The sequence below is a fragment of the Streptomyces sp. NPDC085937 genome, assembly GCF_044540535.1.
Taxonomy (GTDB): domain Bacteria; phylum Actinomycetota; class Actinomycetes; order Streptomycetales; family Streptomycetaceae; genus Streptomyces.
This window is the reverse complement of sequence record NZ_JBITSH010000002.1, coordinates 159,531-177,273: the sequence shown is the minus strand read 5'-3', so window position 1 is coordinate 177,273 and position 17,743 is coordinate 159,531. Positions and strand designations below refer to the sequence as shown.

The 17,743-nt window shown below is 71.3% G+C and carries 16 protein-coding genes and 2 tRNA genes; 11 read left to right on the top strand and 7 right to left on the bottom strand.

Annotation, left to right across the window (positions count from 1 at the left end):
- Window positions 1-41 precede the first annotated feature (41 nt).
- The 3 genes from ACIF8S_RS04325 to ACIF8S_RS04315 all read right to left on the bottom strand — a co-directional run bounded on the left by ACIF8S_RS04325 (window position 42) and on the right by ACIF8S_RS04315 (window position 2,287).
- Window positions 42-407, bottom strand: a complete 366-nt coding sequence (locus ACIF8S_RS04325; protein WP_349792579.1) for a hypothetical protein — start codon at window positions 405-407, stop codon at window positions 42-44.
- 297 nt (window positions 408-704) lie between these two features.
- Window positions 705-1,436 (bottom strand): decarboxylase, encoded by a 732-nt coding sequence (locus ACIF8S_RS04320; protein ID WP_399997229.1) that lies wholly within the window; start codon window positions 1,434-1,436, stop codon window positions 705-707.
- Entirely contained in the window at window positions 1,433-2,287 is an 855-nt protein-coding gene (locus ACIF8S_RS04315; protein ID WP_399997228.1) for a decarboxylase, read from the bottom strand. Before ACIF8S_RS04315 ends, ACIF8S_RS04320 begins: the two co-directional genes overlap by 4 nt.
- Window positions 2,288-2,480: 193 nt before the next feature.
- Between ACIF8S_RS04315 and ACIF8S_RS04310 the strand changes: the two genes are divergently transcribed.
- Window positions 2,481-3,428 (top strand): D-2-hydroxyacid dehydrogenase, encoded by a 948-nt coding sequence (locus ACIF8S_RS04310; RefSeq protein ID WP_399997226.1) that lies wholly within the window; start codon window positions 2,481-2,483, stop codon window positions 3,426-3,428.
- An 18-nt stretch (window positions 3,429-3,446) separates the two neighbouring features.
- Window positions 3,447-4,835, top strand: coding sequence for an amidase (locus ACIF8S_RS04305; protein WP_399997225.1), 1,389 nt, complete (start codon window positions 3,447-3,449; stop codon window positions 4,833-4,835).
- On the opposite strand, the gene ACIF8S_RS04300 is transcribed toward ACIF8S_RS04305, so the two are convergent.
- Window positions 4,816-5,310: a DUF3830 family protein gene (locus ACIF8S_RS04300; protein WP_399997223.1), complete on the bottom strand. Its 495-nt coding sequence runs from the start codon at window positions 5,308-5,310 to the stop codon at window positions 4,816-4,818. The two genes, ACIF8S_RS04305 and ACIF8S_RS04300, sit on opposite strands and share 20 nt — an antisense overlap.
- A 97-nt stretch (window positions 5,311-5,407) precedes the next feature.
- On the opposite strand from ACIF8S_RS04300, the gene ehuB reads away from it, so the two are divergent.
- The 6 genes from ehuB (at window position 5,408) to ACIF8S_RS04270 (ending at window position 9,644) form a co-directional block, all read left to right on the top strand.
- A complete protein-coding gene (gene ehuB, locus ACIF8S_RS04295) occupies window positions 5,408-6,322 on the top strand; it encodes an ectoine/hydroxyectoine ABC transporter substrate-binding protein EhuB (RefSeq protein ID WP_399997222.1) in 915 nt (304 codons plus the stop codon).
- Window positions 6,319-7,020 carry an ectoine/hydroxyectoine ABC transporter permease subunit EhuC gene (ehuC, locus tag ACIF8S_RS04290; RefSeq protein ID WP_399997220.1) on the top strand — a complete coding sequence of 234 codons (702 nt, stop codon included), beginning with the start codon at window positions 6,319-6,321 and terminating at the stop codon, window positions 7,018-7,020. Before ehuB ends, ehuC begins: the two co-directional genes overlap by 4 nt.
- Window positions 7,017-7,667 (top strand): ectoine/hydroxyectoine ABC transporter permease subunit EhuD, encoded by a 651-nt coding sequence (gene ehuD, locus ACIF8S_RS04285; protein WP_349792568.1) that lies wholly within the window; start codon window positions 7,017-7,019, stop codon window positions 7,665-7,667. The genes ehuC and ehuD overlap by 4 nt, the downstream gene beginning before the upstream one ends.
- Entirely contained in the window at window positions 7,657-8,448 is a 792-nt protein-coding gene (gene ehuA / locus ACIF8S_RS04280; RefSeq protein ID WP_399997219.1) for an ectoine/hydroxyectoine ABC transporter ATP-binding protein EhuA, read from the top strand. Before ehuD ends, ehuA begins: the two co-directional genes overlap by 11 nt.
- 252 nt (window positions 8,449-8,700) lie before the next feature.
- Complete coding sequence (locus ACIF8S_RS04275; RefSeq protein WP_399997218.1) at window positions 8,701-9,459, top strand: IclR family transcriptional regulator; 759 nt, start codon at window positions 8,701-8,703, stop codon at window positions 9,457-9,459.
- Window positions 9,460-9,570: 111 nt separating this feature from the next.
- Window positions 9,571-9,644, top strand: a tRNA-Lys gene (locus tag ACIF8S_RS04270).
- A 72-nt stretch (window positions 9,645-9,716) separates the two neighbouring features.
- On the opposite strand, the gene ACIF8S_RS04265 is transcribed toward ACIF8S_RS04270, so the two are convergent.
- From ACIF8S_RS04265 to ACIF8S_RS04255, 3 genes are all read right to left on the bottom strand, one after another.
- Window positions 9,717-10,322 (bottom strand): lytic polysaccharide monooxygenase, encoded by a 606-nt coding sequence (locus ACIF8S_RS04265; RefSeq protein ID WP_399997217.1) that lies wholly within the window; start codon window positions 10,320-10,322, stop codon window positions 9,717-9,719.
- A 123-nt stretch (window positions 10,323-10,445) separates the two neighbouring features.
- Window positions 10,446-11,582 carry an SPFH domain-containing protein gene (locus ACIF8S_RS04260; RefSeq protein WP_399997216.1) on the bottom strand — a complete coding sequence of 379 codons (1,137 nt, stop codon included), beginning with the start codon at window positions 11,580-11,582 and terminating at the stop codon, window positions 10,446-10,448.
- A gap of 77 nt (window positions 11,583-11,659) precedes the next feature.
- Window positions 11,660-12,997: a peptidoglycan-binding protein gene (locus ACIF8S_RS04255; RefSeq protein WP_399997215.1), complete on the bottom strand. Its 1,338-nt coding sequence runs from the start codon at window positions 12,995-12,997 to the stop codon at window positions 11,660-11,662.
- Between the two features lie 195 nt (window positions 12,998-13,192).
- Between ACIF8S_RS04255 and ACIF8S_RS04250 the strand changes: the two genes are divergently transcribed.
- The 3 genes from ACIF8S_RS04250 to ACIF8S_RS04240 all read left to right on the top strand — a co-directional run bounded on the left by ACIF8S_RS04250 (window position 13,193) and on the right by ACIF8S_RS04240 (window position 17,703).
- Window positions 13,193-13,266 (top strand) — tRNA-Lys (locus ACIF8S_RS04250).
- Between the two features lie 466 nt (window positions 13,267-13,732).
- Window positions 13,733-15,766 (top strand): glycosyltransferase family 2 protein, encoded by a 2,034-nt coding sequence (locus tag ACIF8S_RS04245; protein WP_399997214.1) that lies wholly within the window; start codon window positions 13,733-13,735, stop codon window positions 15,764-15,766.
- Window positions 15,763-17,703: a galactose oxidase-like domain-containing protein gene (locus ACIF8S_RS04240; protein WP_399997212.1), complete on the top strand. Its 1,941-nt coding sequence runs from the start codon at window positions 15,763-15,765 to the stop codon at window positions 17,701-17,703. The genes ACIF8S_RS04245 and ACIF8S_RS04240 overlap by 4 nt, the downstream gene beginning before the upstream one ends.
- The last annotated feature ends 40 nt before the right edge of the window (window positions 17,704-17,743 follow it).

Below are 17,743 nucleotides of genomic sequence, written 5' to 3'. Positions count from 1 at the left end.
CCGTTCGGCCCAGGCAGGGGAAGGACCGCGGGGCGGCGGGCTCACACGGGGTCGACGTGCCCCGGGCCCTCTCCGCCGCGCATCAGGTCGCGGCCGAACTCGACCATCTTCTTCGCGTAGTCCTCGGTCCACTCGGCGCGCTCGGCGATGTCCGCCGTCGTCAGCCGGTCGAAGCGCCGGGGGTCGGCGAGCTGGGCCGCCGCCATCGCCTGGAACTCCGTCGCCCGGTCCGCGGCGGCACGGAACGCGAGCGTCAGCTCCGTGGCCCGCTCCAGCAGGGCGCGCGGATCCTCGATCGACTCCAGGTCGAAGAAGTGCTCGGGGTCCGAGGCCGCCTGCGCGGGCTCGAACAGCAGGGGCGCGGGGCGCAGCCGCGGCTGGTCCGGGCGCGGCGCGTACTCCGCCATGACTTCTCCTTCGTACGTCTCGGTGGCCCCCGGGGTGCCGGAGGGCCACCGTCCATTGTCCCGCGCCCCCGCAAGAGGGCGTCCGGTCCGGTGCGGCCGGCCACCCCCGCGTCCGCGGGCGCGCCGACCGGTGACTACCCAGCTCGCGGGGCGCACAAAGACGGCGGCGGGAACGCGCCGCGGGCGCGCGGGACGACGTACGCCGTGAAGGTGGCGTTCCTCACGTCCGTACGGAACGGCTCCGGACGTCCGTACGGACGGCTCCCGGCGTCCGAACGGAACCGGTCGGGCCCGGGCTCACACCTGGACGACCGGTTCGCGGGTGAAGAGGGCGCCCAGTTCCGGGGCGTTCACCCGGCGGTCGGCCAGGCGCAGGCCCTCCCAGACGGTGACCTGGTTGGCGGTGAGGACGGGCTTGCCCAGCTCCTTCTCCAGGGCCGGGATGTGGGCGACGGTGTGCAGCGCGGTGTCCGGCAGCAGCACCGCGTCCGCGTCCGGGGAGTCGGCCGCGCGGGCCAGCGCGAACAGCTCCGGCTCACCCCAGGTGCCGACCTCGGCCGCCGTGACGATCCCGGAGCTGCGCACCCCGGTGACCTCCGCTCCCCCGTCCCGCAGGAACGCGGCGAAGAGCTGGGCGACGTCGTCCGGGTAGGTCGCGCCGACGGCGACCCGCCGGGCCTCGATCTCCCGCAGCGCGTGCACGAAGCCGAAGGAGGTGGAGGAGGCGGGCATGCCGGCGGCCCGGGCGAGGTCGCGCACCTGCTCGTGGGCGCCCTGCCAGCCGTGCACGAAGCTGCCGCTGGTGCAGGCCCACACCACGGCCTCGGCGCCGGACAGCCGCAGCTCCTGGAGTCCGGCCGCCAGCCGTTCGGGCGAGCCCATCTCGCGCAGCGCGTCCACCCGGTGCGCGTCCTCGCCGATGTCGGTGTGCACCAGGTCCAGACGGACGTCGCTGCCCAGCAACTGCTCGACGCGCGGATAGTCGTCCTCCGCGGAGTGGCCGGGGTAGAGGAATCCCAGTGCGGTCATGTCCAGCCTTCCTGCTGCTTCTCTCCTGGCGCGTCCGGCAGCACCGGACCCGGTGTCTGTCCGGGCAGCACGGTCGGCGCCCGGCCCGGCGGCACGGTCCCGGAGCGCGCCGACGCGTCGATCAGCGCCTGATACGGTCCCACCGCTCGGGTACCCAATCGGCGCAGCGCCGCCCACATGGTCACCTGGTTGGCCGAGATGACCGGTATGCGCAGTTCCGCCTCCAGCTGCGGGATCACGTCGTAGGTCGGCAGGTTGGTGCAGGAGAGGAACAGCGCGTGACAGGCGCCGGTCCGGCCGTGGACCGCCTGCCGTGCCATGTCCACCACCTCGCGGTAGGTGACCTTCCAGATGTGCCGGGTCAGCCCCATGTAGGCGCAGCCGGTGACGGTGACGCCCGCCCGCGCCACGTAGTGCTCCAGCGCCCGGGTGACCGACACGGTGTACGGGGTGACCAGGGCGACCCGGCGCACGTCCAGCTCCACCAGCGCTTCGAGCAGCGCGCCGGAGGTGGTGATCGCGGGGACCGCGCCGGCCCGGCTCATCGCCTCGCACATGGCCCGCTCGCCGACGATCCCGCCGACGAAGCTGCCCGAGGTGCAGGCGTAGGCGACGACCTCGGGGCCGACGGCGGTGAGGGTGCGCACCGCCTCGCCCAGCGTCTCGTGCTCGCTGACCAGCCGGGCGAGATCGAGGCTCACCTCGACCGGCACGTACGGGGTACGGGTCAGGTGCAGGGAGACGCCGTCCGGGATCCAGCGCCACAGCTCCCGGTCCAGCGCGAAGTCGAAGGGTGCCACCACCCCGACCCCGCGCTGCGGGCTCGGGCCGCCGAGAGGGGAGACGTCCATGACAGGCACCGGCCTCACACTGGGAGACGAGCACACGAAGGAACGCGGAAGAACCCGTGCCGACGACGGTAGGTTCGGGTGCCGGTGCGGTCAATCCGCCCGGGTCACCCTCCGGTCAGCACCCTGTTGAGTCGTCGTCACCGCCCGCCGGAAGGCCGCCGGGAGGCACCCGAGGAACCTGGAGACGAGGCCCATGACGACCCCCACCCTGCTCGTGCTGGACGCCGAACCGCTCCCCCGGCTCGGCAGGCTCACCGGCCGGGCGCGGATCGAGCACGCCGACGGGTCGACGCTCGCCGAGCGGCTGCCGCACGCGGACGTGCTGCTGGTGTGGGACTTCACCTCGCACGCGGTGCGCCGGGCCTGGCCGGGCGAGGGTCCCCGGCCGCGCTGGGTGCACACCGCGAGCGCCGGGGTGGACCACCTGCTCTGCCCCGAACTCGCCGCGTCCGACACCGTGGTCACCAACGCCCGCGGGGTCTTCGACGGGCCGATCGCCGAGTACGTCGCCGGCCTCGTCCTCGCCTTCGCCAAGGACCTGCCCAGGACGCTGGCGCTGCAGCGGGAGCGGACCTGGCGGCACCGGGAGACGCGCCGGGTGGCCGGGACGCGGGCGTGCGTGGTGGGGTCCGGGCCGATCGGCCGGGCGGTGGCGGGCACGCTGCGGGCGCTCGGGATCACCACGGCACTGGTGGGGCGTACGGCACGGCCCGGGACGCACGGCCCCGAGGACCTGGACCGGCTGCTGACGCGCGCGGACTGGGTCGTCGCCGCGGCTCCGCTGACCGAGGGGACGCGGGGCATGTTCGACGCCCGCCGGTTCGGCGTGATGCAGCCGTCCGCGTACTTCGTCAACGTCGGCCGGGGCGAACTGGTGGTGGAGGAGGCGCTGGTCAGGGCGGTGCGCGAGCGGTGGATCGCGGGCGCGGCGCTGGACGTGTTCGCGGCCGAGCCGCTCGCGCCGGACAGTCCGCTGTGGGAGCTGCCGGGGGTGGTCGTCTCCCCGCACATGAGCGGGGACACCGTCGGCTGGAGGGACGAACTCGGGGCACAGTTCGTGGAGTTGTTCGAGCTGTGGACGTCGGGGAGGCCACTGGTGAACGTGGTCGACAAGCAGCGGGGGTATGTACCGGGTCACTGACGTCTCCGAGGAGGCCGGATGTCCGAGCTCACCGATCTGACCGCGACGCAGCTTCTCGACGGCTACCGCAAGGGCGAGTTCGGTCCCGTGGAGGTGACCCGCGCCACGCTGCGCCGGGCCGAGGAGATCCAGCCCGAGGTGAACGCGTTCGTGCGGCTGCTCACCGACGACGCCCTGGAGCGGGCCGCCGCCTCCGAGGAGCGGTGGCGGCGGGGCGAGCAGCGGGGGCCGCTGGACGGGGTGCCGGTCACGGTGAAGGACCTCCTGCTGCTGCGCGGCGCCCCGACCCTGAAGGGCTCGCGGACGATCGACCCGGCCGGGCGCTGGGACGAGGACGCGCCGTCGGTGGCGCGGCTGCGGGAGCGGGGCGCGGTGTTCCTGGGGAAGACCACGACGCCCGAGTTCGGCTGGAAGGGCGTGACGGACTCCCCGCTCGGCGGGGTCACCCGCAACCCCCGCGACCCGGCCCGGACGGCGGGCGGGTCCAGCGGGGGCGCGGCGGCGGCCGTGGCCCTCGGCGCGGGGCCGCTGGCGCTGGGCACGGACGGCGGGGGCAGTGTCCGCATCCCGGCCGCGTTCTGCGGGATCTTCGCGCTGAAGCCGACGTACGGGAGGGTGCCGCTGTATCCGGCGAGCGCGTTCGGCACGCTGGCGCACGTCGGTCCGATGACCCGGGACGCGGCGGACGCGGCGCTGCTGATGGACGCGATCGCCGCGCCGGACTCCCGTGACTGGTCCGGTCTCGCCCCGGCGCCCGGGTCCTTCACGGACGGGCTGGCCGGCGGGGTGCGGGGGCTGCGGGTGGCGTACTCGCCGACGCTGGGCGGGCAGGTGCGGGTGGACCGCGAGGTCGCGGCGGTGGTGCGGCGGGCGGTGGAGCGGCTGGCGGAGCTCGGCGCGTACGTCGAGGAGACCGACCCCGACCTGGCCGATCCGGTGGAGGCCTTCCACACCCTGTGGTTCGCCGGCGCGGCCCGGGTCACCCAGCACCTGGGCCGGGAACAGCGGGAGCGGCTCGATCCGGGGCTGCGGGAGATCTGCCGGGCCGGTGCCCGGCTGTCGGCGCTGGACTATCTGGCCGCGGTGGACGTGCGCATGGACCTGGGCCGGCGGATGGGCCGCTTCCACGACACCTACGACCTGCTGGTCACCCCGACGCTGCCGATCACCGCGTTCGAGGCGGGCGCGGAGGTGCCGCCGGGGTCGGGGCACCGGCGCTGGACCGGGTGGACGCCGTTCACCTACCCCTTCAACATGACGCAGCAGCCCGCCGCGACGGTGCCGGTCGGTCTGGTGGGCGGGCTGCCCGTGGGGCTTCAGCTGGTCGCCGCCCGGCACCGGGACGCGCTGGTCCTGCGGGCGGCGCACACGCTGTACGAGGCGGGCGTCACAGCCGCCGGAAACTGAGCGTCTCCCCGGCGGCACCGGTGCGCCACAGGTCGTTGCAGGCGTCGGCGAGGGCGTCCAGACCCTCCACCATCTGCCCCCAGACGATGCCGGGCACCCAGCCGACGTCGCCGTTGAGCAGCAGGTTGTTCCGTTCGTAGAACAGGGCGAGGTCCACCACGGTGCTGCCGGGGCGGACCTCGCGGTCGTAGCCGTAGGAGGTGGTGCCCAACTCGGCGCCGGAGAAGGTGAAATAACACAGGTCGCCCGGAATGGGCGTGACGGTGGGGTTTTCCAGGGGTACCTCCCGGTCCGCGAAGGGCGGGAAGAGGGCGTAGACCTCGTTGCGCGCGTATTTGGCGTGGTAGACGTCGCCGGACAGCGGGAGAGATTTCCAGACGGCTTCGCAGGTGATCGGCGCACGGTCGTCGAGCAGCCGCGCGACACCGGTCACCTCGCGCTTGACCAGGGAGATCTCGAGGAATCGGTCGGCCATGCACCCCATGGTCCCGCGCCGGTCAAGACCGCCCGACCGCCGAACGGGGCCGAAATTGGCCGGAATAACTCGCATCGCTTCGGGTAGCCGCGCCGCCATGGCTCCACCACTTCAACCACTGAGACGAATACAAGGGACCTCCGGACCCTCGCGTCGGTCGCTGCTCGCGGGGGTCGCGGCGCTCGGCGCACTGGGTGCCGCGGGCTGCTCACGGGTACCGACCGCCTCGACGACCGACGGCGGCGACCTGCTCGACCGGCTCAAGGCGGCGGGCGTGGTCCGGCTGGGCATCGCGGGTGAGATCCCCTTCGGGTACATCGACACGGACGGTGAACTGACCGGCGAGGCACCGGAGCTGGCCAAGGTCATCTTCAAGAGGCTGGGGGTGGAGCGGGTGCAGCCCGTGCCCACCGAGTTCGGCTCCCTGATACCCGGGCTGAACTCGCAGCAGTTCGACGTCGTGGCCGCAGGGATGTACGTCAACGCCGAGCGCTGTGAGCAGGTCATCTTCTCCGACCCCGACTACCAGATGCTCGACTCGTTCATCGTCCGCAAGGGCAACCCGCTGGGGCTGCGCAACTACCAGGACGTGGTCGAGAAGAAGGCGAAGTTCGCCACCGGCACCGGCTACGCGGAGATCGCGTACGCCGTGGAGGCCGGGTACAAGGAGAGCGACATCCTGATCGTCCCCGATCAGGTCGCCGGCCTGAACGCCGTCGAGGCCGGACGTGTCGACGTCTTCGCCGGAACCGCCCTCACCACCCGCGAGGTGGTCAAGAAGTCCAGCAAGGCGGAGGTCACCGAGGCCTTCAAGCCCATCGTCGACGGCGAACCGCACGTCGACGGCGGCGCGTTCGCCTTCCGGCCCACCGAGACCAAGCTGCGCGACGCGTTCAACGCCGAGCTGGCGAAGCTCAAGGAGAGCGGCGAACTGCTGCGGATCCTGCGGCCGTTCGGGTTCACCGAGGACGAGATGACCGATCTGACCGCGAAGGAGCTGTGCGGCGGATGACCTCAGGACTCTGGGAACGCGTACTCGACGGCGTCTGGGTCACGATCCAGCTGCTCGTGCTCAGCGCGCTGCTCGCCACCGCGGTGTCGTTCGTGGTCGGCATCGCCCGCACCCACCGGCTGTGGATCGTCCGCTTCCTCGCGGGCTTCTACGCCGAGGTGTTCCGAGGCACCTCGGCGCTGGTGATGATCTTCTGGGTGTTCTTCGTGCTGCCCCCGGCCTTCGGCTGGCAGCTCGTGCCGCTGTGGGCGGGCACCCTGGCGCTCGGCCTGACCTACGGGGCGTACGGATCGGAGATCGTGCGCGGCGCGCTCGCCGCGGTCGACCCGGCCCAGCGTGAGGGCGGCATCGCCCTCAGCTTCACACCCTGGCAGCGGATGAAGCTCATCCTGCTGCCGCAGGCGGTGCCGGAGATGGTCCCGCCGTTCTCCAACCTGCTGATCGAGCTGCTCAAGGGCACCGCCCTGGTGTCGGTCATGGGCATGGGCGACCTGGCGTTCAGCGCCAACCTGGTCCGCCTGGCGCTGCAGGAGAGCGCGGAGATCTACACGTACATCCTGCTCATCTACTTCGTGATCGCCTTCCTGCTCACCCGGTCCATGCGCGGGCTGGAGAAGAAGCTGAAGGCGGGCGTCGGCAAGGCGCCGAAGAAGAAGGCCGCCGCCGTGCGCGTGCCCGAGGGAAGTGGTGTCTCGTGACGTGGGACTGGGGCGCGGTCGCCGACTTCATGCCGTACTTCTGGGACGGTCTGTGGGTCACCCTGCAGATCCTGGTGTTCGGCTCGCTGATCTCCTTCGTGCTCGGCCTGGTGTGGGCGCTGCTGATGCGGACGCCGACGCGCTGGGTGACCTGGCCGGTCGGCGGCGTCACGGAGTTCATCCGCAACACCCCGCTGCTGGTGCAGCTGTTCTTCCTCTTCTACGTGCTGCCCGAGTGGGGGATCACCTTCTCGGCGATGACCACGGGTGTCTTCGCCATCGGGCTGCACTACTCGACGTACACGATGCAGGTCTACCGCGCCGGTATCGAGGCCGTGCCGGTGGGCCAGTGGGAGGCGGCGACGGCGCTGAACCTGCCGCTGCGCCGGACGTGGACCGTGGTGATCCTGCCGCAGGCCGTGCGCCGGGTGGTGCCCGCGCTCGGCAACTACGTCATCTCGATGCTGAAGGACACCCCTCTGCTGATGGCCATCACCGTGCTGGAGATGCTCGGCCAGGCGCGGCTGTTCGCCCAGCAGAACTTCCAGTTCACCGAGCCCCTGACGGTGATCGGCGTGGCCTTCATCGTCATCTCCTACCTGGCCTCCCTTGCCCTGCGAGCCCTGGAGCGACGCCTTGTCCACTGACACCCACGCCCCGTTCGAAGAGAAGCCCGAGACCCCGCGCGCGACCGGTGAGCTGATCCGGCTGGAGCGGGTCACCAAGCGGTTCGGGGACCACACGGTCCTGGACAACCTGGACTTCTCGGTGGACGCCGGGAAGCACGTGACGCTGATCGGTCCGTCGGGGTCCGGCAAGACCACGATCCTGCGGCTGCTGATGACCCTGCTGAAGCCGGACGAGGGTGTCATCACCGTCGACGGGCAGCAGCTGTTCCCCGCGCCGGAGAAGCAGGTCCGCGAGGTCCGCAAGAAGATCGGCATGGTCTTCCAGCAGTTCAACCTGTTCCCGAACATGACCGTGCTGCGGAACATCACCGAGGCCCCGGTCACCGTGCTCGGCATGTCCAAGGACGCGGCCGAGGAGCGGGCGCGGGAGCTGCTGGAGATGGTCGGGCTGACCGACCACCTCGACAAGCACCCGGGCCAGCTGTCCGGCGGCCAGCAGCAGCGCGTGGCGATCGCCCGTGCGCTGGCGATGCGTCCGCAGGTGCTGCTGCTGGACGAGGTCACCTCGGCCCTGGACCCGGAGCTGGTGGCCGGCGTGCTGGACGTGCTGCGGGACATCGCCCGCTCGACCGACATCACCATGCTCTGCGTGACCCACGAGATGAACTTCGCGCGGGACATCTCGGACCAGGTGCTGATGTTCGACTCGGGCCGGGTCATCGAGGCGGGGTCGCCGGAGAAGATCTTCAACGAGCCCGAGCACGACCGGACGCGGGAATTCCTGAGCGCGGTCCTGTAGTCACCTGGCGTGCCCGCCGCATCACCCGAGGTCCACGACATGGGTCATTCCTCTGGCATATGCCAGAGGGTCGGCGCCGCAGTTGAAAGGGCCGCAATCTTGTCAACCCCCGCTTTGGTCAGGCCCTTTGACGGCTATCGTGGAGGGGATTCGTTGACCGGATTGCGGCCCCAGGCCCCTGGACACCGCCCTCCGTCCGCCCGGCGGACGGGACGGTTCCGTCGGGCCGACGAGCGAGCGCAGGGGGAAACCGTGGCGCTGAGGCACGAGCCGACCGCGTCGTACCACTCGGTCCAGGACGCGCTGCGCGTCCTGGAGACGGTGGCGCGGCGCAGCACAGGAATCAACGACAGCGAACTCGCCCGCGAGACCGGCATCGGCACGGAGCGGCTGACCACCCTCCTGCGGATGCTGCGCCGCGAGGCCTACGTCGAGCAGATCACCGACGGCGCGTACGTCACCGGAGCGGCCTTCGCCCGCCTCGGCTCCGCCGACGGGCACCAGGAGGCGTTGCGCGAGACCCTCCAGCACACCCTGGACCGGCTCCGCGACTCCGTGGGCGCCGCCGTCTACCTCAGCCGGTACGTCGACGGCGAGGTCAAGGTCACCCAGTACGCCGACAGCCCGGACACCCCGAAGGTGAACGAGTGGGTGGACTTCCGCTACTCGGCGCACGCGACGGCGGTCGGCAAAAGCCTGCTCACCCAGCTCGACCACGAGGGCCGGCGCGACCACCTGGCCCGGCACCGGCCGGCCCGGCTCACCTCGCGCACCATCACCAGCGACCGCCTGCTGCTGAACCGGCTGGCCTCGCAGCCGCCGACGGTCCCGGTGCTCGACCTCCAGGAGTACGCGGTCGGCACGGTCTGCGCCGCCGTCCCGATCACCGCCGGTTCCTCGGTGGGCTGCCTGGCGCTGTCCCTGCCGCTGGAGCACGCTTACCGGCTGCGCCGGGCCGCCGACACCCTCAACCGCAACGCCGCCCCCGTCCTGCTGTCTCTGGCGATCTGAGGCCTTCCGTTCGGACCACCCCAGCCGTCGGCCGAGGTGGTCGGGAGCACCTCTCAGGACCGGGTATGATTTTCTCCGTCGCCGACCGCGGAAGCGGACGGCGGGAGTCATGCGCCGCTAGCTCAGTTGGTTAGAGCAGCTGACTCTTAATCAGCGGGTCCGGGGTTCGAGTCCCTGGCGGCGCACCGAGAAGGGCCTCTCGTGGGAGCGAGAGGCCCTTTGACGCGTCCGGGGCCGCGCGGGCCATCTGTCCCGGTCTAGAAGGTGACGTCCGAGCAGGCGTAGAAGGCGTTGCCCGTGTCGTGGACCGTCCACACCGCGAGGATCACGTGGTGGCCGCTCAGCCCGGAGGGCAGCCGGCCGCTGTGCGAGAGCGTCTGCGGCGGGCGCTGACCGTTGTAGGGCACGGTCAGGAACGGCGTGAGGTTGAGGTCGGACCGGGTCAGGTTGTGGTTCTCGTTCCAGCCCGGCTTGGTGACGTAGTACTTGAAGTCGGTCGTGGCGTGCATGGCCGTGAACTGCCACCGGAAGGTGTAGTTCTGGCCGCCGGTGACCCGGGTGGTGGGCCAGGCTCCGCCCGACGGGGTGCGGGGGCTGTCGAGCGGGGCGAAGGACGTGTTGCCCGCCGAGCAGAGCCTGCCGTCGGCGGGGCCCGCCGCCGGGAAGCCCTTCGGGCCCTCGACGCTCTGCGGCTCCCACTGGATGGCGCCGCAGTTGGAGACCGAGCCGTTCTGGCAGAGCTTCTGCCGGCTGACCGGCAGGTCGGTGTAGCCGTGGCCGCTGGCCCCGCCGGAGGAGAACACGAGCGCTCCGGTCGTGGCCAGTCCCACGGCGGCTGCGTACATCTTGGTCCGTGTGCGCATGCTGCCGCTCCTGGGGTGTGGGGGAGGTTCAGTGAGCCGTGCAGGTAGGTCTAGACCAAGTCTCAGAGTAGAGACGCGGCTTGAACATGTCCATACCAATCGCAGGGCCTGTCCCCCGGCCGTTCACGCCCCGTTCTCGCCCCGCCCCGCGCAGAACGCCACCGTCAGGTCCTTCACCAGCACCTTGCGTTCGTAGTCGTCCAGGTCCACCAGGCCGCGCATGGTCAGCCGGGTCACGGTGTCCTCCACCGAGTCCACGACGGAACTCAGCACGCTCGCCCGGTGCTGGGCGTCCAGCGCGGCGATCCTGCGCCGGTGCATCGCGGCGGCCACCTCGGGCGCGTACTCCACCCGCAGCGGCCGCACGGCGAACACCTCCACCCCGACCGGCCCGGCGTCCGCCGCGACCAGCCGGGTCAGCGCGTCCTGGGTCGCCTGCACCGCGCCCCGCCCGGCGCCCGGCGCTGCCACCGGCACCCGCAGCAGCGCCGCCTCCACGCACGCCCGCAGGTACCCCTCGTGGTCCTCCAGGCCCAGGGTCGCCCGCGCGGTGTCGCGCACCCGCCACACCACCAGCATCGCCACCCGCAGCGCCACCCCGCTGTGGTCGGCCGCCGGCATGGGCTCCCCGCGCCAGTGGCGCAGCCGTACGTCGACCCGGCGGCGCAGCAGCAGCGGGTTGACCCACAGCAGTCCGGTGCGCCGCACGGTTCCCCGGTAACGCCCGAACAGCCCCAGCACCCAGGCCCGTCCGGTCCGCCCGCGGGCCAGCCCGCCGAAGCCGAACAGCCCGAGCGCCCCGGCCCCGGCGAACGACGCCCACTGGGCCGGCCCGAGCGCCCCGGCCCCGGCGGGCGGGCCGAGCGCCTGCACCGCGAGCGGCGGCAGCACCCCCGCCCACCAGGCCGTGGCCGCGCAGCCCGCCGTCCCGCACACCCCCGCGAGCACGCCCGCGATCCCCGGCAGCACCCGGGCGGGCCGCTCCACGAGCGCGGGGTCCACGCCGGGGCCGGCCGGGCGGGTCCGCGCCCCCGCGGGCCGGCCGTCCGGGCCGCCGTCGGGACGGCGGGCGACGACCGCGGGGCGCAGCTTCACCGCCGCGGGGGCCGGGCCGGGATCGTCACGGAACAGCAGGTGGACGGGGATCTCGGTGGTGGACTCCGTGTGGATCAGCCGGGCCGGACGGACCGCCGTGGCACCGTCCGCGGGCCCCTCGGACTCGGGGACCTGCTCGGGGACGGGGGATGTCGTGGTGGTCATGCGTGCCTCCAGCCTCCGCGCCAGATGCGTCACGTCGGGGGTCACGGGCGGGGCGGCTGCCCGGCGCCCGGGGTGGGTCAGGCGAAGAGCCGCCGCCAGGTCTCCGGGCCCGGGACGCCGTTCGCGGCCTTGCCGCGCCAGCCCTGCGCCCGCTGGAAGTCCGCCACGTTGCGGCGGTCCTCCTCGCCCCAGCGCGGGCCGGGCCCCGTGGTGTAGTGCCGGCCGAACCCCCTCTCCACCAACTGCCGGCCCAGCCGGGTGACGTGGGCGTTCTCCTCCCCCGGGCGGAACGGCGCCCGGCCCGGGTAGCCCGGCACCCCGTGCGAGGAGGGTGCCCGCTCCGGGTCCGCCACGGCAGAAGCGGAACCTCCACTTAGTGCCGTCCGGTTCCCGTCGGCCGCCGCCCGAGCGGCCGGCGCCCCCGGCTGCGGGGCCGCGGCGGCGCCCCGCCGCCCCGGCGTCCCACCGCCCGCCCCGGCCCCGGCGTCCGCCCCCGTCGGAGCGCCCGGCACGGCGACGACCGCCCCGGCGCTTCCGGGGACGGCCGGGGTGCCGCTCGCGGTGGTGTCCGAGCCGTCGACGGCGGGACCGGAATCCGCCACCCCGGACTCGGGAGTACGTGGCGGCCGGGCGGGTGCGGCGCTCTCCGGAACCGCCCCCGCCGCCCCGTCGGTCACGCCTTTGTAGCGGTACGGCACATAGCGCGCGGAGTTGCTCCAGTAGGCGTACGGAGTGGTCATCCGGCGGGTGTGCGGCGGGGTCTGTTCATAGGCCACGTATTGGGTGCGGGTGGAGTCCGTCCAGCCGCCGAAAATGACGACATGCGAACCGTTGTACGGGTCGGACGCATTGTGGAAGAGCAGGATGTCACCCGGCTGGAGTTCCGCCTTGGTGATTTTGTCGCCGTATTGGGCGAGGCTGCCCGTCCATTCGTTGCCGGGCAGTTTCCACGCCATGGACACGTATCCCGAGCAGTCCTGCCGGTAGCCGTCCGACCAGAACGCGGACACGCTGTACGGCACCTTCTGGCTGACCCAGGAGGCGGCCCGCTTGACGATGTCCGTACGGCTGATCGCGGGGACCGTCACGGGACCCGCCGGCGGCACCGCCGTGCCCGTGCGTCCCTCCGGCCCGTACAGCGGGGCCGGCGCGCCCTGCCCGCCGGCGGGTCCCTCATCTGCGGGGACGCCCTGCCCGGCGGAGAGCCGGGTGTCCTGGACGGCGGCCGCGGGGACCGGGTGCGCGCCCAGCGCGGCGGACGTCACGGCGGCCACGACCAGCGCGGTGCGGCGCGCCGCGGAACGCCGCAGCCACCGCCCGGCGAGGGGAAGCGGCCGCGCCCGCCGTTCCTGCGCGCAGCCGGGGCACGCGCAGTCTCCGGCCGGATCGAATTCCTCGAACACCGGAGACTCCATGCGATTCCCCTCACATTCCCGGAACGTTTCTCCGCAGCTGTGCACGACGGTCAGTGTCGCAACGGTCTTCCCGGCGCGCACTTTGACGGTCCGAATGATGTAAAGCCTTCCTCGCCCGGACCGTCCGGACCGGGCGGCCGGGCCGGCGCGGTCACGAGCACCCTCCGGAGTCCTGTAGAGTTCTGCCGTCAGCAGGCGCCGCTAGCTCAGTTGGTTAGAGCAGCTGACTCTTAATCAGCGGGTCCGGGGTTCGAGTCCCTGGCGGCGCACCGACACGACGGGCTCCTCGTCCCACGAGGGGCCCGTCGTTTTTTGGCCGGAAACTCTCTCGCCTCCGTTGAGCGTGACGCTCTCGTTCCCCGTAGGGAACTGTGACATCACGAGGCGCGCTCAGCCGTCACAATGGTCCCTTATGGCCGGTGTGCACCGTGTTTCGCATCTTGCGATCATGATGAACGAACCGGGAACCTGGACCCTTCAAAAGACCGCCGCACCGCGGCCGTTGGGGGACGGCGAGAACCGGCTGCCGGTCCGGACGGGGTGAGGGACCCCGTTCCCGGTCCCGGTGACCGAGGGGGATCATGCAACCGGAAGGACACGAGGACGTGTCTATAAGGTGTGCGTGACGTGGTGACAGCGGTCCGCCACTGGCACGTCCGGAGGTCGAGGGGGACCGACGACGGACGCAGGAAAGCGACGAAACACGCGCTCGTGACGCGTGTGGGGGGATGACTCATGACGTCGACGCCGACGGGCGCCCACCGGGACGACGACCCGTCCCAGACCACCCAGCTCAGGGTGCCCGGCCATCGGAACTGGAACACGGGCACGTTCCGCAGGATCAAGAAGGCGCTGCCGAGATACGACTACGAGCACTACAGCCGGCTCGCGGGTCCCCTCACCCAGCCCGATCCGAGCAGACCGTACCGGGTCCAGTACCGCTCACTGATCTCGCAGGAGCCGCACCGCATCCGCATCGCGCTGATGCTGCTGGCGGCCCCCGTGCTGTCCCTGGTGCTGCTGGTGTGGCTGCTCCAGCCCTCGCACTGGACGGAGCGCGACTACCCGGCGTTCGAGTGGCTGCCCGCCCTCGACGTCGTGATGCTCGTCTCGATCGGCCTGATCGAGCTCTTCCGCTGCCTGAACGTGCTGTCGAACGCGCACGCGACCCTGGTCGCCCGCGACCCGGTCCCGGTGGTGCCCGAGACCGGCACCCGGGTGGCCTTCCTCACCTCCTTCGTGCCCGGCAAGGAGCCGCTGGAGATGGTGACGAAGACCCTGGAGGCGGCCGTGCGGATCCGCCACCGCGGTCTGATGCACGTCTGGCTGCTCGACGAGGGCGACGACCCCGAGGTGAAGGCGGTCTGCGAGCGCCTCGGCGTGCACCACTTCTCCCGCAAGGGCGTCGCGAGGTGGAACCAGGCGAAGGGCCCGCACCGGGCCAAGACCAAGCACGGCAACTACAACGCCTGGCTCGACGCGCACGGCGACCACTACGACTTCTTCGCCTCGGTCGACACCGACCACGTGCCGCTGCCGAACTACCTGGAGCGGATGCTCGGCTTCTTCCGCGACCCGGACGTCGGCTTCGTCATCGGCCCGCAGGTCTACGGCAACTACGACAACTTCGTCACCAAGGCCGCCGAGTCCCAGCAGTTCCTCTTCCACGCGCTCATCCAGCGGGCCGGCAACCGCTACGGCTCCCCGATGTTCGTGGGCACCTCCAACGCCGTGCGCATCAAGGCGCTGAAGCAGATCGGCGGCCTGTACGACTCGATCACCGAGGACATGGCGACCGGCTTCGAGATGCACCGCGCCAAGAACCCGGAGACCGGCCGCAAGTGGCGCTCGGTCTACACCCCGGACGTGCTGGCGGTCGGTGAGGGCCCCAACGCCTGGACGGACTTCTTCACCCAGCAGATGCGCTGGTCGCGCGGCACCTACGAGACGATCCTCAAGCAGTACTGGAAGGGCTGGTACTCGCTCCCGCCGAGCAAGCTCTTCAACTACACCATGATGATCATCTTCTATCCGATGTCCGCCCTGAACTGGATCCTCGCGGCGCTGAGCTGCGCGCTGTTCCTGGGCCTGGGCGCCTCCGGTGTGAACATCGACCCCGCCGTCTGGCTGATGCTCTACGGCAACGCCTCCGCGCTGCAGATCGGCCTGTACGTCTGGAACCGCCGCCACAACGTCTCCCCGCACGAGCCGGAGGGCTCCGGCGGCGTGGCCGGCATGGTGATGTCCGCGCTGTCGGCGCCGCTGTACGCGAAGGCGCTGATCGACTCGGTGCTGCGCCGCAAGAGCAAGTTCGTGGTCACCCCGAAGGGCGACTCGGCCAGCCCGGACACCTGGTTCGGCACCTTCCGCTACCACTGGTACTTCATCCTGATCTTCGGTGGCTCCATCGCCGCGGGCTTCGTCCTCGGGCACTCCCACCCGGCGATGGTCATCTGGGCCACCTTCGCCCTGCTCATCACCGCGGCCCCGATGTTCGCCTGGCGCCACGGCATGCGGCAGGACCGCAAGAAGCCCGGCGCCCACGCGGCGGGTCAGCACCGCGAGGACGCGACCCCGGCCGACGGCGTGCGGCTGCCGCAGCAGCACGCCCCGCACCAGCCGCAGTCCCGGCCCCACTGGGCCGGCTCGCACGGCGCTCCGGGCGGATCCGGGGGCCCCGAAGGGCCGGGAGGGCCCGGGGGCCACAACCCCGGCGACGACCAGACCATGCAGATCGCCCTTGGTGGACTTGGGGGACGTAAGGAATGACTGACCGTGCAGGCCGCCGTCGCGCCCGTCGGATCGCGATAGGCACGGCGGTGGTACTCGCGCTGGCCGGAATGAACGGGCCGTGGCTGTACCGCTTCGGGACCGAGAAATACCACCAGTACAAGATCGATCAGCCGGAGTACAAGGCCGCGAACGGCAAGTGGGAGATCGTCGAGTTTCCCGAGGAGTACCGGCAGAACACCATCCACGCGGCGCTGCTGCGCACCGGCAAGGTGCTGCTCGTCGCGGGGTCGGGCAACGACCAGGACAACTTCGACGCGAAGAAGTACGACACCCGGATCTGGGACCCGGTCAAGGGCACCGTCAAGAAGATCCCCACGCCGTCGGACCTGTTCTGCACCGGGCACACCCAGCTCGCCAACGGCAACCTGCTGATCGCGGGCGGCACCAAGCGGTACGAGAAGCTCAAGGGTGACGTGAAGAAGGCCGGCGGCCTGATGCTCGTCCAGAACGAGAACCCGGACAAGCCGATCACCCTCCCGGCGGGCACGAAGTTCACCGGCAAGGAGAACGGCAAGACCTTCGTCTCGAAGGACCCGGTGCTCGTGCCGCGCGCCGAGAAGAACTTCGACCCGCAGACCGGCGAGTTCCTGGGCAACACCCCAGGCGTGGGCCGCATCTACGTCGAGGCGCAGAAGGAGGGCGCCAAGTACGAGACCGGCACGCAGGACAACTACCGGGTGCACGGGCTCACCGGCGCCGACGCCCGCAACACCTACGGCATCGCCGAGAAGCTCGCCCTGGACAAGAAGGACTTCCAGGGCATCAGGGACGCCTTCGAGTTCGACCCGGTCGCCGAGAAGTACATCAAGGTCGACCCGATGAAGGAGGCCCGCTGGTACCCGACGCTCACCACCCTGAGCGACGGCAAGATCCTCAGCGTCTCCGGTCTCGACGACATCGGCCAGCTGGTCCCGGGCAAGAACGAGGTGTACGACCCGAAGACCAAGGAGTGGACCTACACCGACGAGGAGCGCCAGTTCCCGACGTACCCGGCGCTGTTCCTGATGCAGAACGGCAAGGTCTTCTACTCGGGCTCGAACGCGGGCTACGGACCGGACGACGTGGGCCGTGACCCGGGCGTCTGGGACGTGGAGTCCAACAAGTTCAAGAAGATCCCCGGGCTCAGCGACCCGAAGCTGATGGAGACGTCCAACACGGTGCTGCTGCCGCCCGCCCAGGACGAGAAGTACATGGTGATCGGCGGCGGCGGGGTCGGCGAGTCCCCGCGGTCCAGTGAGAAGACACGGATCGTCGACCTGAAGGCCGACGACCCGGAGTTCGTCGACGGGCCGTCGCTGGACAAGGGCACCCGCTACCCGCAGGCGTCGATCCTGCCGAACGACGAGGTGCTGATCTCCGGCGGCTCGGAGGACTACCGCGGCCGCGGCGACTCCAACATCTTGGAGGCGCGCATCTACGACACCGGGCGCGACGAGCTGAGGCGGGTCGCCGACCCGCTGGTGGGCCGCAACTACCACTCGGGGTCGATCCTGCTGCCCGACGGCCGGGTGATGTTCTTCGGCTCGGACTCGCTGTACGCCGACAGGGCCAACACCAAGCCGGGCGAGTTCGAGCAGCGCATCGAGATCTACACCCCGCCGTACCTGTACGGCGACCAGGAGCAGCCCGACCTGTCCGGCGGGCCGCAGACGATCGAGCGGGGCGAGTCCGGCACGTTCACCTCGCGGGACGCGGCGTCGGTCAAGAAGGTCCGGCTGATCCGGCCGAGCGCCACCACCCACGTCACGGACGTGGACCAGCGCTCGATCGCCCTGGACTTCACCACCGACGGCGACAAGGTCACGGTGACGATGCCGAAGAACAGGAATCTGGTCCAGTCCGGCTGGTACATGCTGTTCGTCACCGACGGCGACGGCACGCCCAGCAAGGCCCAGTGGGTGCAGGTGCCGTAGCGCACCGGTGGGGACGCGCCGAGGGGCGCCGTGCGACACG

What these genes read in the sequence shown, in the direction of transcription:
- ACIF8S_RS04325 (WP_349792579.1), bottom strand. Translation starts at nt 407, where the DNA reads ATGGCGGAGTACGCGCCGCGCCCGGACCAGCCGCGGCTGCGCCCCGCG.
- ACIF8S_RS04320 (WP_399997229.1), bottom strand. Translation starts at nt 1,436, where the DNA reads ATGACCGCACTGGGATTCCTCTACCCCGGCCACTCCGCGGAGGACGAC.
- ACIF8S_RS04315 (WP_399997228.1), bottom strand. Translation starts at nt 2,287, where the DNA reads ATGGACGTCTCCCCTCTCGGCGGCCCGAGCCCGCAGCGCGGGGTCGGG.
- ACIF8S_RS04310 (WP_399997226.1), top strand. Translation starts at nt 2,481, where the DNA reads ATGACGACCCCCACCCTGCTCGTGCTGGACGCCGAACCGCTCCCCCGG.
- ACIF8S_RS04305 (WP_399997225.1), top strand. Translation starts at nt 3,447, where the DNA reads ATGTCCGAGCTCACCGATCTGACCGCGACGCAGCTTCTCGACGGCTAC.
- ACIF8S_RS04300 (WP_399997223.1), bottom strand. Translation starts at nt 5,310, where the DNA reads ATGGCCGACCGATTCCTCGAGATCTCCCTGGTCAAGCGCGAGGTGACC.
- ehuB (WP_399997222.1), top strand. Translation starts at nt 5,408, where the DNA reads ATGGCTCCACCACTTCAACCACTGAGACGAATACAAGGGACCTCCGGA.
- ehuC (WP_399997220.1), top strand. Translation starts at nt 6,319, where the DNA reads ATGACCTCAGGACTCTGGGAACGCGTACTCGACGGCGTCTGGGTCACG.
- ACIF8S_RS04265 (WP_399997217.1), bottom strand. Translation starts at nt 10,322, where the DNA reads ATGCGCACACGGACCAAGATGTACGCAGCCGCCGTGGGACTGGCCACG.
- ACIF8S_RS04260 (WP_399997216.1), bottom strand. Translation starts at nt 11,582, where the DNA reads ATGACCACCACGACATCCCCCGTCCCCGAGCAGGTCCCCGAGTCCGAG.
- ACIF8S_RS04255 (WP_399997215.1), bottom strand. Translation starts at nt 12,997, where the DNA reads ATGGAGTCTCCGGTGTTCGAGGAATTCGATCCGGCCGGAGACTGCGCG.
- ACIF8S_RS04245 (WP_399997214.1), top strand. Translation starts at nt 13,733, where the DNA reads ATGACGTCGACGCCGACGGGCGCCCACCGGGACGACGACCCGTCCCAG.
- ACIF8S_RS04240 (WP_399997212.1), top strand. Translation starts at nt 15,763, where the DNA reads ATGACTGACCGTGCAGGCCGCCGTCGCGCCCGTCGGATCGCGATAGGC.